The 14,156-nt window shown below is 69.2% G+C and carries 11 protein-coding genes; 5 read left to right on the forward strand and 6 right to left on the reverse strand.

What is annotated here, in order from left to right; all coding sequences use genetic code 11:
* Positions 1 to 133 precede the first annotated feature (133 nt).
* Positions 134 to 2,917 (forward strand): TonB-dependent receptor, encoded by a 2,784-nt coding sequence (locus ICG51_RS12570; protein WP_190280681.1) that lies wholly within the window; start codon positions 134 to 136, stop codon positions 2,915 to 2,917.
* Between the two features lie 105 nt (positions 2,918 to 3,022).
* On the opposite strand, the gene ICG51_RS12575 is transcribed toward ICG51_RS12570, so the two are convergent.
* From ICG51_RS12575 to zwf, 5 genes are read right to left on the reverse strand one after another with little or no spacing between them, the layout of a single operon-like run.
* A complete protein-coding gene (locus tag ICG51_RS12575; RefSeq protein ID WP_190280682.1) occupies positions 3,023 to 3,670 on the reverse strand; it encodes a bifunctional 4-hydroxy-2-oxoglutarate aldolase/2-dehydro-3-deoxy-phosphogluconate aldolase in 648 nt (215 codons plus the stop codon).
* A 2-nt stretch (positions 3,671 to 3,672) separates the two neighbouring features.
* The gene (gene glk / locus ICG51_RS12580; RefSeq protein ID WP_190280683.1) at positions 3,673 to 4,686 is read right to left on the reverse strand and encodes a glucokinase; all 1,014 of its coding nucleotides are present in this window, start codon (positions 4,684 to 4,686) and stop codon (positions 3,673 to 3,675) included.
* Positions 4,683 to 6,515: a phosphogluconate dehydratase gene (gene edd, locus ICG51_RS12585; protein WP_223809621.1), complete on the reverse strand. Its 1,833-nt coding sequence runs from the start codon at positions 6,513 to 6,515 to the stop codon at positions 4,683 to 4,685. The genes glk and edd overlap by 4 nt, the downstream gene beginning before the upstream one ends.
* Positions 6,515 to 7,216: a 6-phosphogluconolactonase gene (gene pgl / locus ICG51_RS12590; protein ID WP_190280685.1), complete on the reverse strand. Its 702-nt coding sequence runs from the start codon at positions 7,214 to 7,216 to the stop codon at positions 6,515 to 6,517. The genes edd and pgl overlap by 1 nt, the downstream gene beginning before the upstream one ends.
* Positions 7,217 to 7,227: 11 nt before the next feature.
* A complete protein-coding gene (zwf, locus tag ICG51_RS12595) occupies positions 7,228 to 8,697 on the reverse strand; it encodes a glucose-6-phosphate dehydrogenase (RefSeq protein ID WP_345776099.1) in 1,470 nt (489 codons plus the stop codon).
* 179 nt (positions 8,698 to 8,876) lie between these two features.
* On the opposite strand from zwf, the gene fabA reads away from it, so the two are divergent.
* From fabA to ICG51_RS12615, 4 genes are all read left to right on the forward strand, one after another.
* Positions 8,877 to 9,392 carry a 3-hydroxyacyl-[acyl-carrier-protein] dehydratase FabA gene (fabA, locus tag ICG51_RS12600; RefSeq protein ID WP_190280686.1) on the forward strand — a complete coding sequence of 172 codons (516 nt, stop codon included), beginning with the start codon at positions 8,877 to 8,879 and terminating at the stop codon, positions 9,390 to 9,392.
* A gap of 1 nt (position 9,393) precedes the next feature.
* Entirely contained in the window at positions 9,394 to 10,602 is a 1,209-nt protein-coding gene (gene fabB, locus ICG51_RS12605; protein ID WP_190280687.1) for a beta-ketoacyl-ACP synthase I, read from the forward strand.
* 213 nt (positions 10,603 to 10,815) lie between these two features.
* Positions 10,816 to 11,073 (forward strand): helix-turn-helix transcriptional regulator, encoded by a 258-nt coding sequence (locus tag ICG51_RS12610; protein ID WP_190280688.1) that lies wholly within the window; start codon positions 10,816 to 10,818, stop codon positions 11,071 to 11,073.
* Positions 11,070 to 12,740, forward strand: coding sequence for a SulP family inorganic anion transporter (locus tag ICG51_RS12615; RefSeq protein WP_190280689.1), 1,671 nt, complete (start codon positions 11,070 to 11,072; stop codon positions 12,738 to 12,740). The genes ICG51_RS12610 and ICG51_RS12615 overlap by 4 nt, the downstream gene beginning before the upstream one ends.
* On the opposite strand, the gene ICG51_RS12620 is transcribed toward ICG51_RS12615, so the two are convergent.
* On the reverse strand, positions 12,719 to 14,116 hold the full coding sequence (locus tag ICG51_RS12620) for a PhoH family protein (RefSeq protein ID WP_190280690.1): 1,398 nt from the start codon (positions 14,114 to 14,116) through the stop codon (positions 12,719 to 12,721). The two genes, ICG51_RS12615 and ICG51_RS12620, sit on opposite strands and share 22 nt — an antisense overlap.
* Between the last annotated feature and the right edge of the window lie 40 nt (positions 14,117 to 14,156).

A 14,156-nucleotide genomic window follows, 5' to 3' on the forward strand; every position in this document is an offset into this window, starting at 1 on the left:
AATACGTATGCAGCATCTTCTGTTGGCCGATGGCACGACTACCATCGCAATGTTCATGTGATGCGCGCCGCGCAGGCATGAGGAGCGGGCGACCACAGTCCGCCATTTCCGAGAACCATTTCTGGAGGGGAACATGGTGCAGTTGAAGCGAAACCTGTTGAGCGTGGCGCTGGCGTCGGCCGCGATGATGCTGACCGCCCAGGCGTCCGCGCAGGAGGCGCAGCCCGCCGCGCAGGACGCGCCGGCCGCGAAGAAGAAGGCGGACGCCAAGAACCTGGATACCGTGGTGGTGACCGGCATCCGCGGCGGCATCGAGCGCGCCATCGACATCAAGAAGGATTCCACCTCGATCGTCGAGGCGATCTCCGCCGAGGACATCGGCAAGCTGCCCGACGTCAGCATCGCCGAATCGATCGCGCGCCTGCCCGGCATTGCTGCGCAGCGCGTGGCAGGCCGTGCGCAGGTCGTCAGCGTGCGCGGCCTGTCGCCCGACTTCTCCACCACGCTGCTCAACGGCCGCGAGCTGGTCAGCACCGGCGACAACCGCAGCGTCGAGTTCGACCAGTATCCGTCCGAGCTGATGGCCGGCGTCACCATCTACAAGACGCCCGACGCCGCGCTGGTGGGCCAGGGTCTGTCCGGCACGATGGACATGCGCACCGTGCGTCCGCTGGACTACGACAAGCCGGTGATCGCGATCAGCGGCCGCTGGCAGCGCAACTCGTTGGGCTCGGCCGCCAACCAGGGCGCCACCGGCAACCGCTTCAACGCCAGCTTCATCGGCCAGTCCGCCAGCCGCACCATCGGTTATTCGATCGGCTACTCGCACTCGGACACGCCGATCCAGGAAAACCAGGTGGGCCTGTACGAACCGTGGGAGAAGATCGGCGACAACTGGCGCCCCGGGGTGGCGGCGGGCACCTACTATTCCAACGGCATCAAGGCGCTGCGCCGCACTGGTTACACCAAGCGCGACGGCGTCATGGCCACGCTCGAGTTCCGGCCGTCCGATGCGTGGATCAGCACGTTCGACGCCTTCCACTCGCAAGCCAAGCAGGAAGACACCGCCAACCAGTTCGAGGTCAACCTCGGCGACTACAACGGTGGCTACGGCCGCCTGAACGTGACCGGCGCCCAGGTCAACGGCAATGGCACCTTCACCGGCGGCACCGCGGAGAACGTGTATCCGCTGGTGCGCGGCATGTACAACCGCCGCAAGGACGAGATCAACGCGTTCGGCTGGAAGAACGAGATGTTCCTCGGCCAGGTGAAGCTGCTCGCGGACGCCAGCTGGTCGAAGGCAAAGCGCAACGAGATCAACCTCGAGAACAACACCCAGCTGGTGCCGGCCCCGCAGCTGGATTCGGTGGTGCTGGACTATACCGGCGGCGGCTTCCCGCAGTTGGACCCGGGGCGTGACTACTCGAATCCCGATGCGCTGTACCTGCGCGGCACCATCTACGGTTCGGGCTACGGCAAGACCCCGCGCGTCGAGGACGAGCTGAGCAGCTTCCGGCTCGGCGGCGAGTTCCCGGTGCCGGCGTCCATGGCCAACGTCTTCTCCGGATTCGACGCGGGCTTCAACTACGCCGACCGCCAGAAGCAGAAGTGGCAGCCGGAAGGCGGCATCAACGTCGGCGCGCAGGGCGATACCACCATCGCTTCCGACCTGCAGTACGGGCTGGTCGACCTGGGCTTCGCGGGCGTGGGCATGATCCCGTCCTGGAACGTCCCGGGCGCCGTCGCCCGCTACATGACCTTCAACCCGGTCGATGACCTCGACTACCTGATCCCGAAGGCCTGGACCGTCACCGAGCGGATCTCCACCGGCTACTTCAAGGCCAACATCGACACCACGTGGGGCTCGGTGCCGGTGCGCGGCAACCTCGGCGTGCAGGTGCAGTACACCGACCAGTCGTCCGATGCCCGCTACTGGGACGCCACCCGGCCCGCGGGCAGCCGCGCGCTGCCGATCCACAAGGGCGCCAAGTACACCGACGTGCTGCCCAGCATGAACCTGGCGTTCTCGCTGGCCAACGACCAGACCGTGCGCGTGGCGCTGGCGCGCCAGGTGGCGCGCGCCCGCGTCGACCAGATGCGCGCTTCGCTCGACTTCGGCGTGGACACCACCACCGGCAAGCCGGGCGGCGGCGGCGGCAACCCGGAGCTGGCGCCGTGGCGCGCCAATGCGTTCGACCTGTCGTGGGAGAAGTACTTCGGGTCCAAGGCGTACATCGCCGCGGCGTACTTCTACAAGGATCTCACCAGCTACATCTTCACCCAGACCCGCGACGGCTACGACTTCACCGACCAGGTGGCGTCGTGGCTGGAAGTCAACGGCAGCACCCTGCCGCCGGGCGTCACGGTGAAGAACACCGGCACCTACAGCGCACCGTTCAACGGCAAGGGCGGCAAGCTGCAGGGCCTGGAGCTGACCGCGTCGTTGCCGCTGGACCTGATGTTCGGCGATGCGTTCACCGGCTTCGGCATGGTGGCCAGCGCCAGCTTCACCGACAGCAGCATCAAGATCCTGGCCCCGGAGAATTCCAGCAGCATCGGCAACGATCCGATCACCCTGCCGGGCTTGTCCAAGCGCGTCTACAACTTCACTGCCTACTACGAGCGCAACGGCTTCGAGTTCCGCGTCAACAACCGTCGCCGCTCGGACTTCATCGGCGAAATCGGCAATTTCGATGGCGCCCGTTCGCTGCGTTACGTGGTCGGCGAGAACATCACCGACGCGCAGGTCAGCTACAGCTTCAGCGACGACAGCAACCTGAAGGGCCTGAGCCTGCTCCTGCAGGCCAGCAACCTGGGAGACGAGTCCTATCGCACCTATGCAGGGACCAAGGACCGTCCGCTGGAAACCATCAAGTGGGGCCGTACCCTGCTGCTGGGCGCCAGCTACAAGTTCTGAAGCCAGCCGCATCCCTGGGCCACAAGCCAGCCCCGCCGGCGTCAGCCGGCGGGGTTTTTCTTTGCGGAAGCGCGGGTATGGCTGGCGCGGGGGAGTGCGCGGTGGTCAGCGCGGCAGCGCCGCCGCCTCGCGCGCCAGCCGGCCGATGCGTTCCCAGTCGCCGGCCTTGATGGCGTCGTCGGGCAGCATCCAAGATCCGCCCACGCAGGCCACGTTCGGCAGCGCCAGGTAGGCGGGCGCTTTCGCGATGTCGATCCCGCCGGTCGGGCAGAACCGCGCCATCGGCAGCGGGCCGGCGAAGCCCTTGAGCGCGGCCACGCCGCCACTGGCCTGGGCGGGAAAGAACTTGAAGCGCTGCCAGCCGTGTTCCAGTCCGCGCATCAGCTCGGAGGCTGTCGCTATTCCGGGAATCAGCGGGATTGCACACGCCTTCGCGGCTTCATACAGCGCATCGGTGCAGCCGGGCGAGATGGCGAACTGCGCGCCGGCCGCTTCGACGCGATGCAGGTCGGCTTCGCCCAGCACCGTGCCGGCGCCAACGCAGGCCTGCGGCAGTTCGCGCGCCAGCAGGGCGATGGCGTCCAGTGCGCAGGCGGTGCGCAGGGTCACTTCCAGCACCGGCAGGCCGTTATCGGCCAGCGCCCGGCACAGCGGCAGTGCATCTTCGATGCGTTCGATGGTGATGACCGGCACCACCGGCGCACGGGCGAACACGGCGTCGACGAGCTGGCTGTGGCGTGCGGTGTCGAGCATGTTCAGAGCTCCGTGGCGCGCAGCGCGCAGGCGGCGCCGAGCAGGCCGGGGTGGGGGTGGGTGATGACCTGGACCGGCAGGGACTCCAGCAGCGGCGCCATCCGTCCCTTGGCGAGGAAGCGTTCGCGGAACGCGCTGCTGCGCAGGAACGGGATGAAGCGCGGCACGATCCCACCGGCGATGACCACGCTGCGGGCGCCGTGGATCAGCGCGCAGTCGCCGGCCACGCTGCCGAGCACGGCGCAGAAGCGGGCGAGGGCGCGGCGCGCGGCCTGGTCGTGGCCGCCCAGCGCGGCCGCCACCACCTCGGCAGGATCGCGCAGGGCCGGGGCGCGCAGCGTGGTTTCCCCGGGTTGCGGCAGCTGCCCCGGCAGCACCGCGCCGCTGCCGCGCAGGACCGCGTCGATTTCGGACAGGCCCTTGCCGCACAGCAGGCGCTCGGTGGAGGTGCGCCCGTGCTGCGCCGTCAGCCACGCCGAGATCGCGCGCTCCTCGTCGCCGATCGGGGCGAAGCCGACGTGGCCGCCTTCGGTTTCCACCACGTGCCAGCCGTTCGCTTCCGACCCCACCAGCATCGCAACGCCCAGTCCGGTACCGGGGCCGAGTACGCTGACCGGGCCGCGCTGCGGCGGCTCCGGCGCGCCGTGCAGGGTCAGCAGGTGTTCCGGCGACAGCGCCGGGATCGCCCAGGCCACCGCCCCGAAGTCGTTGAGCATGCGCAGTTCGGAAAGTCCCAGCGTGCGCTGCAGTTCGCTGCGCGAGAACGACCAGGCCCGGTTGGTCAGGCGGATCTCATCGCTGCCCACCGGGCAGGCCACCGCCAGCGCCGCGCGTGCCGGCTGGTCGGCGACGCCGGCCAGGTAGTGTTCGATGGCGTGCTGCAGGCTGGCGAAGTCGGCATTCGGCAGCGACTTCGATTCGTGCAGTTTGATCGTCGGCGCAGCCAGGTCGACCAGCGCGAAGCGCGCGTTGGTGCCGCCGATGTCGCCGACCAGGGCGAGGCTGGAATGGCTCATGCGGGGTGCCCGAACAGCGAGCAGGCGCCACCCTCGGCCGAGCCGACGCCGCTGCGCATCAGCGCGAACAGCTCGCGGCCCATTCCCGACTGGTTGCCGGCGAGCTCCGGCAGCACCACCTCGCGTGCCTGCCATTCGGCGGCGTCCACCAGCACGTCCATGCTGCCGGCTTCGGCATCGATGCGGACCAGGTCGCCGTCGCGCAGTTTCGCCAGCGCGCCGCCATCGGCGGCCTCCGGGGTCACGTGGATGGCCGCCAGCACCTTGCCGGACGCGCCGGACATGCGGCCGTCGGTGAGCAGGGCGACGCGCTGGCCGCGGTCCTGCAACGCCGCCAGCGTCGGGGTGAGCTTGTGCAGTTCCGGCATGCCGTTGGCGCGCGGGCCCTGGCCGCGCACCACCGCGATGAAGTCGCCTTCCAGCCCGCCAGCCTTGAACGCCGCCAGCAGTGCGTCCTGCGATTCGAAGATCCTTGCCGGTGCCTGGTGGCGGCGGTACTGCGGCGCCACCGCCGAGATCTTGACCACCGCGCGGCCCAGGTTGCCCTGCAGCCGGCGCAGGCCGCCCTCGCTGTCGAACGGTGCGGAGACCGGGCGCACGATCTCGGTATCGCGCGAGGCGGCCGGCGGGTCGCGCCAGCGCAGCGCAAGATCATCCAGATAGGGCTGCCGGGCCTGCTGGCGCAGGCTGCCGCCGTGCACGCACAGGATGTCCTCGTGCAGAAGGCCAGCATCCAGCAGCTGCGAGATCACGAAGCCCATGCCACCGGCGGCCTCGAAATGGTTCACGTCGGCGGCACCGTTCGGATACACCCGCGCCAGCAACGGGGTGGCCTTGGAGAGTTCGTCGAGGTCGTTCCAGTCGATCAGCAGGCCGGCGGCGCGCGCGACCGCGACCAGGTGCAGGGCGTGGTTGGTGGAGCCGCCGGTGGCCGCCAGCCCGACCATCGCATTGACAATGGCTTTCTCGTTGACGGTCTGCGCGAGCGGGCGGTAGTCCGCGCCCAGCGCGGTGATGCGCAGCGCCTGTTCGGCCGCCGCCACGGTCAGCGCGCTGCGCAGCGGCCCGTTCGGCGGCACGAAGGCGGTGCCGGGCAGGTGCAGGCCCATCACTTCCATCAGCATCTGGTTGGAATTGGCGGTGCCATAGAAGGTGCAGGTGCCGGGCGCGTGGTAGGACGCGGCTTCCGCATCCATCAGTTCGTCCTGCGTCGCTTGCCCCAGCGCATAACGCTGGCGCACCTCGGCCTTCTGCTTGTTGGGAATGCCGGAAGGCATCGGCCCGGCGGGCACGAAGATCACCGGCAGGTGGCCGAAGCTGAGCGCGCCGATCAGCAGGCCGGGCACGATCTTGTCGCACACGCCCAGGCACAGGACCGCGTCGAAGCTGTCGTGCGAGAGCGAGACCGCGGTGGCCAGCGCGATCACGTCGCGCGAGAACAGCGACAGCTCCATGCCGTCGCGGCCCTGGGTCACGCCGTCGCACATCGCCGGCACGCCGCCGGCCACCTGCGCGCTGCCGCCGGCGTTGCGCGCGGCCATGCGGATCAGCGAGGGGTACTGCTCCATCGGCTGGTGCGCGCTGAGCATGTCGTTGTAGGCCGTGACGATCCCGATGTTGCCGCCGCGCCCGCCGCGCAGCGCCGGCTTGTCCTCGCCGGAGGCGGCGAAGGCATGCGCCTGGTTGCCGCAGGACAGCTTGTAGCGGTACGGACCGGCCGCGCGCGCGGCGTCCATCCGCGCGAGGTAGTCGCGGCGCGTCGCCAGGCTGCGCTCGGCGATGCGGGCGGTGACGCGTTCGACGGCGGGATGCAGCGCGGCGGTGGACATCATGGGCTCCAGTGGATGTGGATGGGGGCCGGCGCGGGCGCGTGCAGCAGCGCGGCAACCGGGTACGGCGCGTGCGGCTCCTGCTGGACGCGGCGCAGGATCGCGCGTTTGTCCTGGCCGCTCACGACCAGGTGCACGGCGCGCGCGCGCAGCAGCCGCGGCAGGGTCAGGCTGATCCGCGCGAACGGGGCTTCCGGCGGCAGCGGATCGGGCAGGGTGGCGATGGCGTCCATGCCGCTGTCCATCGCCAGCCCGTCGGCGAGATTCGCGGCGCCGGGGAACAGCGAGGCGAAGTGGCCGTCCGCGCCCATGCCGAGCAGGACGGCGTCGAACGGTTCGGGATGGGCGGCCAGCAGCGTGCGCGCCTGCGCGAGCGAGGCATCGATATCCCCGTCGGTGGCGGTCAATGGCTGCACGCCGATGTTGGCGTCGCCCGCGAACGCCTTGCGCAGGTTGCCCAGGTTGCACGCCGGGTGATCGTGCGGCACGCAGCGCTCGTCGGTAGGCAGGGCCTCGATGTGGCCGCCGAGCTGCGCGTTCGCCAGGTGCGCATACACCGGCAGCGGCGTGCGGCCGCCGGCCAGCGCGAGGAAGGCGCTGCCGCGCGCCGCGATGGCGGCGCGGCAGGCCGCTTCGAACGTTTCGGCGACGCCGGCCACCAGCGTGGAGGCATCGAGGTAATCGCGTTCGATCCAACCCATCGCTGCCGTCCTCATTCGCGCCAGCCGTGGCCGCTGCGGTCGATCAGCGACACCGACGCGCTGGGTCCCCACGTGCCGGCGGGGTAGGGTTTGGGGACCATGCCGATGCTGCGCCAGCCCTCGGCGATGGCATCGACCCACTGCCATGCCGCCTCGGTCTCGTCGCGGCGCACGAACAGCGTGCCGTTGCCCTCGATCGCATCCAGATAGAGGCGCTCGTAGGCGATGCGCTTGCGCGCGTTGAGGAATTCCTCGTGGAAGTCCAGGTCCAGCGCCACCTGCGACAGGCGCAGGCCGGCGCGATCCAGCCCCGGGGTCTTGCTCATCAGGTCCAGCTCGATGCGCTCTTCCGGCTGCAGCTTGATGAGCAGCCCATTGGGCCGCATGTCGGTGTCCGCCGGGCCGCCGAAGATCGAATACGGCACCTTGCGGAACTGGATGTAGATCTCGGTGCTGCGCGCGGGCAGCCGCTTGCCGGTGCGCAGGTAGATCGGCACCCCCGACCAGCGCCAGTTGTCCACGTGCGCGCGCAGGGCGACGAAGGTCTCGGTGCGGCTGGCGCGGCCCAGCTCCTCGGCGTAGCCCGGCACCACCCGGCCTTCACTGGCGCCGGCGGTGTACTGGCCGATCACCGATTCGGTGGCCACGTTGCCGCGGTCGACCGGCCGCAGCGAGCGCAGCACCTTGATCTTCTCGTTGCGCACCGCGGTGGGCTCGAAGCGCGCCGGCGGCTCCATCGCGACCAGGCACAGCAGCTGCAGGAGATGGTTCTGCAGCATGTCGCGCAGCGCGCCGGACTCGTCGTAGTAGTCGCCGCGGCCCTCCACGCCGACCGTCTCGCCGACGGTGATCTGCACCTGCTCGATGTGGCGGGCGCTCCACAGCGGCTCGAACAGCGAATTGCCGAAGCGCAGGGCGATCAGGTTCTGCACCCCCTCCTTGCCGAGGTAGTGGTCGGTGCGGAAGATCCGCTCCTCGTCGAAGGCCATGGCAACGCTGTCGTTGATGGCGATGGCAGAGGCCAGGTCCTTGCCGATCGGCTTCTCCAGCATTACCCGGGTGCCCGGGCCGGCGACGCCGTTGGCGGCCAGCGCCTGGCAGGCGGGGCCGTAGAACTTCGGCGCGGTACTCATGTGGTAGAGCACGTCGCCGTTGCGCAGCGCTTCCACCCTGCCGGCCAGCGCCTGCATCGAGGTGGCGTCGTCGGCGCTGGCTGCGCAGTAGTCCAGCCGCTCCAGCAGGCCGCGCAGGGCCTCCTCGCTGCGTTCGGCAGCGGGGACGCGCTCGGCGATGCTGGTGGCCACCAGATCGGCGAATCCTTCCCGATCCAGCTCGCTACGCGCGGTGCCGAGGATGCGCATGCCATCCGGCAGCAGGTGCTCGGCCTGCAGGCTGTAGAGCGAGGGCAGCAGCATCCGCCGGGCAAGGTCGCCGGTGGCGCCGAAAATGGTCAGCAGCGAAGCTGGCATGGCTTGCGACACGGAGTCGTTCCGGCAAGGGTTCCACCGCAGCTTAATATGCTTGGCGCGGGGTGTTGCGGTGCACACGTTTGCAGTCGTTTCACCCGGGCCGGCCGGAACCGCGTGGCGGAACCGGCAATACGCCTAGGTATCGCGCGAGTGTCGTGTTTACAATCGAGGTTTCCCCCTTGGGCCAGTCCATGACCCGCGCTTCATCGTTCACCCGCGAGCAGCTCCTGGCCAGCGCACGCGGCGAGCTGTTCCCGAACAGCCTGGCCCGCCTGCCGGCCGATCCGATGCTGATGTTCGACCGCATCGTCGAGATCAACGACGGCGGCGGCGCCCACGGCAAGGGCTTCGTCCGCGCCGAGCTCGATATCCGCCCCGACCTCTGGTTCTTCCAGTGCCATTTCCTCGGCGACCCGGTGATGCCCGGCTGCCTGGGACTGGATGCGATGTGGCAACTGGTCGGCTTCTACCTGACCTGGCTGGGCGCGCCCGGCCGCGGCCGGGCGCTGGGCTGCGGCGAGGTGAAGTTCACCGGCCAGGTGCTGCCCACCGCCAAGGTGGTGACCTACGAGATCGACGTGACCCGCGTGATCAACCGCAAGCTGGTGGTGGCGCAGGCCGATGCGCGCACCCTGGTCGACGGCCGCGAGATCTACACCGCCAAGGACCTGCGGGTGGGCCTGTTCACTTCCACGGAGAGCTTCTGACATGCGTCGCGTCGCCATCACCGGCATGGGCATCACCTCCTGCCTCGGCAACGATCTCGATACGGTCTCGCGCGCGCTGCGCGAGGGCCGCTCCGGCATCCGCACGCTGCCCGATTCGGTGGAGCGCGGCCTGCGCAGCCAGGTCGGCGGCGCGGTCGACATCGACCTTGACGCCGTGATCGACCGCAAGCTCAAGCGCTTCATGAGCGATGCCGCGGCCTACAGCTACGTCGCCCTGCGCGATGCCATCGCCGACGCGGGCCTGTCCGAAGCGCAGGTCAGCAACCCGCGTACCGGCCTGATCGCAGGCTCCGGCGGTGGTTCCAGCCGCTGGCAGGTGGAGACCGCCGACATCCTGCGCGACCGCGGCGTGCGCAAGGTCGGCCCGTACATGGTGCCGCGCACGATGTGCTCCACGGTGTCGGCGAACCTCGCCACCGCCTTCAAGATCAAGGGCCTGAGCTATTCGATCAGCGCCGCCTGCGCGACGTCCGCGCACTGCATCGGCGCCGGCGCCGACCTGATCCGCCATGGCGCGCAGGACATCGTGTTCGCCGGTGGCGGCGAGGACCTGGACTGGACGATGACGGTGATGTTCGACGCGATGGGCGCGCTGTCGTCCGGTCGCAACGACGAGCCGGAGAAGGCATCGCGCCCCTACGACGCGGGCCGCGACGGCTTCGTCATCGGCAGTGGTGGCGGCATGCTGGTGCTGGAGGACTGGGACCACGCGGTGGCGCGCGGTGCGCATATCCACGCGGAACTGGTGGGCTACGGCGTGACCTCCGATGGCGCGGACATGGTGGCGCCGAGCGGCGAGGGTGCGGTGCGCTGCATGCGCATGGCGCTGGAGGGCGTCCAGCGCCCGGTCGACTACCTCAACACCCACGGCACTTCCACGCCGCTGGGCGACATCGTCGAATTGAACGCGGTGCGCGAGGTGTTCGGCGATGCGGTGCCGCCGATTTCCTCCACCAAGGCACTGAGTGGCCATTCTCTGGGTGCGGCCAGCGTGCACGAGGCGATCTACAGCCTGCTGATGCTGCGCGACGGCTTCATCGCCGGCTCGGCCAACATCGACAACCTCGATCCCGGTGCCGAAGGCTTCCCGATCGCGCGCGAGAGCCGCGACGCCAGGCTCGACGTGGTGATGTCCAACAGCTTCGGCTTCGGCGGCACCAACGCCGCGCTGGTGTTCGCGCGGGCCTGAGGCCCGTCGAGCCGGCCACGAAGCCCGGCCGCCGCTTGCACGGCGGTCCTCCCACGATGACCCTGCCCATGTCGCCCCCCGGCGGCAGCGGCGGGGTTTTTTCGTGATCGAGATGGCGGATTCGCATGCAGGATAGCGGTAAAATACAATCATATTGATGTTTTAAACATTAATTATGCTGTTCCTTGTTGCATCGTCCGGAGCGGAGAGCCCGTGATCACTTCAGCCCAGATGCGCGCCGCGCGCGCCCTGCTTGGCATCGACCAGAAGATGCTGGCGCAGATGGCCGGCCTGTCCCTGCCCACCATCCAGCGCATGGAACTCAGCCGCGGACATGTGCGCGGCGTGGTCGATTCGCTGGTCAAGGTGGTGGCCGCGCTGGATGCGGCCGGGGTGGAGCTGATCGGCGAGCGCGTCGCCAGCGGTGGCGGCGGACGCGGCGTGCGGCTCAAGTCGGAGGAGGATGCATGATCGCGTTGGTCGAGGCCGCGCGCGCGGGGCTGTTCCGGCGCGCCCACTGGCTGCCCAACATCACCGCCGGTGTGATCGTCGGGGTGGTGGCGCTGCCGCTGGCGATGGCGTTCGCCATCGCGTCCGGGGTCAAGCCGGAGCAGGGGCTGTATACGGCGATCATCGCCGGCATCGCGGTGTCGCTGTTCGGTGGCTCGCGGGTCCAGATCGCCGGACCCACCGGTGCGTTCATCGTGATCCTTGCGGGGGTGGTCGCGCAGTACGGGGTCAGTGGCCTGCTGTTGGCCACACTGATGGCCGGGGTGATCCTGGTGGCGATGGGTCTGGCGCGCCTGGGCGCAGTGATCCGCTTTATTCCCGACCCGGTGATCGTGGGGTTCACCGCCGGCATCGCGGTGATCATCTGGGTCGGGCAGTGGCAGTACTTCTTCGGGCTGCCCGCGCCGGGCGGCGGGCCGTTCTACCTGAAGACCTGGCAGCTGCTGCAGTCATTCGGCCAGCTGCACACGGCCACCTCGCTGCTGGCCCTGCTCAGCCTCGCGCTGGCGGTCTGGGGCTCGCGCATTCCCGGCCTGGCACGCGTGCCCGGGCCGCTGCTGGCGATGGTCGTGGCCACCGCCGTGGTGATGGCCTTCGACCTGCAGGGCGTCGCCACCATCGAGTCCACCTTCGGTGCCATCCCGCGCGCGCTGCCGGCGCTGCAGTTGCCCGAGGTTGGCTTCGACCGGCTGGTGGAGCTGCTGCCGGCGGCGTTCACCATCGCCATGCTCGGCGCGATCGAGTCGCTGCTGTCGGCGGTGGTGGCCGACGGCATGGCCGGGACCCGCCACGATTCCAACCAGGAGCTGATCGGGCAGGGCGTGGCCAACATCCTGTCGCCGCTGTTCGGCGGCATCGCCGCCACCGGCGCGATCGCGCGCACCGCCACCAACATCCGCAACGGCGGCACCTCGCCGCTGGCGGGCGTGGTCCACGGGATCACGCTGGTGCTGATCCTGCTGGTGCTGGCGCCCTACGCCGGCAAGGTGCCACTGGCGGCGCTGGCGGCAATCCTATTCCTGGTGGCGTGGAACATGAGCGAGGCGCGCCGCTTTGTGCGGATGGTGCGGCAGGCGCCGCGCGCCGACGTGGCGATCCTGCTGATCACCTTCGTCCTGACCATCGTCACCGACCTCGTGGTGGCGGTGAACATCGGCGTGATCCTGGCCATGTTCCAGTTCATGCGCCGGATGAGCGCCTCGGTGTCGGTGGTGGAGCATGGCCAGGCCAGCCTGCGCCATGAACTGGCTGAGGCCGGGCTGGATACGCTGCCGAAGGACGTGCTGGTCTATGCCATCGAGGGGCCGTTCTTCTTCGGCTCGGTCGACTCGCTGGAGCGCGCGCTGTCGTGGTCGCGGGAGCCCCCGCGCTGGGTGCTGCTGCGGCTGGAGCGGGTGCCGCTGGTGGACGCCACCGGCCTCAAGCGGCTGGAGTCGACCATCGAGAACCTGCGCGGTCGCGGCGTGCATGTGCTGCTGAGCGGCGCCAACCTGCGCGTGCTGCGCAAGCTGGTGCGCGCGGAGATCGTGCGCCGTGACGGGCCGCCGGTCTATTTCGGCGATCTCGCCACCGCGCTGCGCCACGTGGACGCAGCGCGGGGGACGGACTACAGCACCTCGGAAGCGTAGTCCGCCAGGCGCGAACGCTCGCCGCGGCGCAGGGTGACGTGGGCGCTGTGCATCCAGGTCTTGAAGCGGTCCACCGCGTAGGTCAGGCCGGAGGTGGTTTCGGTCAGGTAGGGCGTGTCGATCTGCTCGACGTTGCCCAGGCAGACGATCTTGGTGCCGGGGCCCGCGCGCGTGATCAGCGTCTTCATCTGCTTGGGGGTGAGGTTCTGCGCCTCGTCCAGGATCAGGTAGCGGGACAGGAAGGTGCGCCCGCGCATGAAGTTCATCGAGCGGATCTTGATCCGCGAGGCCAGCAGGTCGTTGGTAGCCGCGCGGCCCCAGGCACCGCCGTCCTGGTTGTGGGTCAGCACTTCCAGGTTGTCGGTGAGTGCGCCCATCCACGGCGTCATCTTCTCTTCCTCGGTGCCGGGCAGGAAGCCGATGTCCTCGCCCACGCTCACGGTGGCGCGGGTCATGATGATCTCGCGGTAGCGCTGCTGGTCCATCGTCTGCGCCAGGCCTGCGGCCAGCGCCAGCAGGGTCTTGCCGGTGCCGGCGGTGCCGAGCAGGGTGACGAAGTCGATGTCCGGGTCCATCAGCGCGTTGAGCGCGAAGTTCTGCTCGCGGTTGCGCGCGGTGATGCCCCAGACCGAATGCTGGGCGTGGCGGAAGTCGTCGACGATCCGCAGGGTGACCCGGTCGCCCTCCACCTTGGCCACCTTCAGCTCCGACTGCTCGTCGCCGGGGAGGAAGGTGAACTGGTTGGGATACCAGTCCTCGTCGTCGCTGCGGGTGATCTCGTAATAGGTGCGGCCCTTGTCGGTCCACGACTTCAGGTCCGTGCCGTGGCGTTGCCAGAAGTCCTCCGGCAGCGGCGTGGCGCCGGTGTAGAGCAGGCTGAAATCGTCCAGTGCGCGGTCGTTCTCGTAGTCCGCGCTGACGATCCCGGCGATCGAGGCCTTGATCCGCAGGTTGATGTCCTTGGACACGAACACCACGTCCGCCTCGGGCTGCTCGTCCTTCAGCGCCAGGATCGCCCCGAGGATGGCGTTGTCCGGTACCACGGCGCCGAACCGCTTGCCGGCATCGAAATTGCCGGTCTGGAAGCGCAGGCAGCCGGTGCTGGCGGCGCCGCGCAACTGCAGGGCGCCCGGACGCTGCAGGGCGATGCCGCGGGTGACGTCGGTGCTGCCGTGCGCTTCGATCAGCTCGTTGAGGAATCGGCTGACCTGGCGCGCATTGCGGCTGGATTCGCTGGTGCCCTTCTTGCCATTGTCCAGCTCCTCCATCACCTGCATCGGCAGGTAGACATCGTGCTCCTCGAACTTGAACAGTGCGGTGGGGTCGTGCATCAGCACGTTGGTGTCGAGGACATAGATGCGCTTGTTCCGGGTCATGCGGAAATACCTTTGGTCGGACAGCAGCAGGCCACCGCGT

The sequence above is a fragment of the Thermomonas sp. XSG genome (assembly GCF_014678725.1).
Classification (GTDB): domain Bacteria; phylum Pseudomonadota; class Gammaproteobacteria; order Xanthomonadales; family Xanthomonadaceae; genus Thermomonas.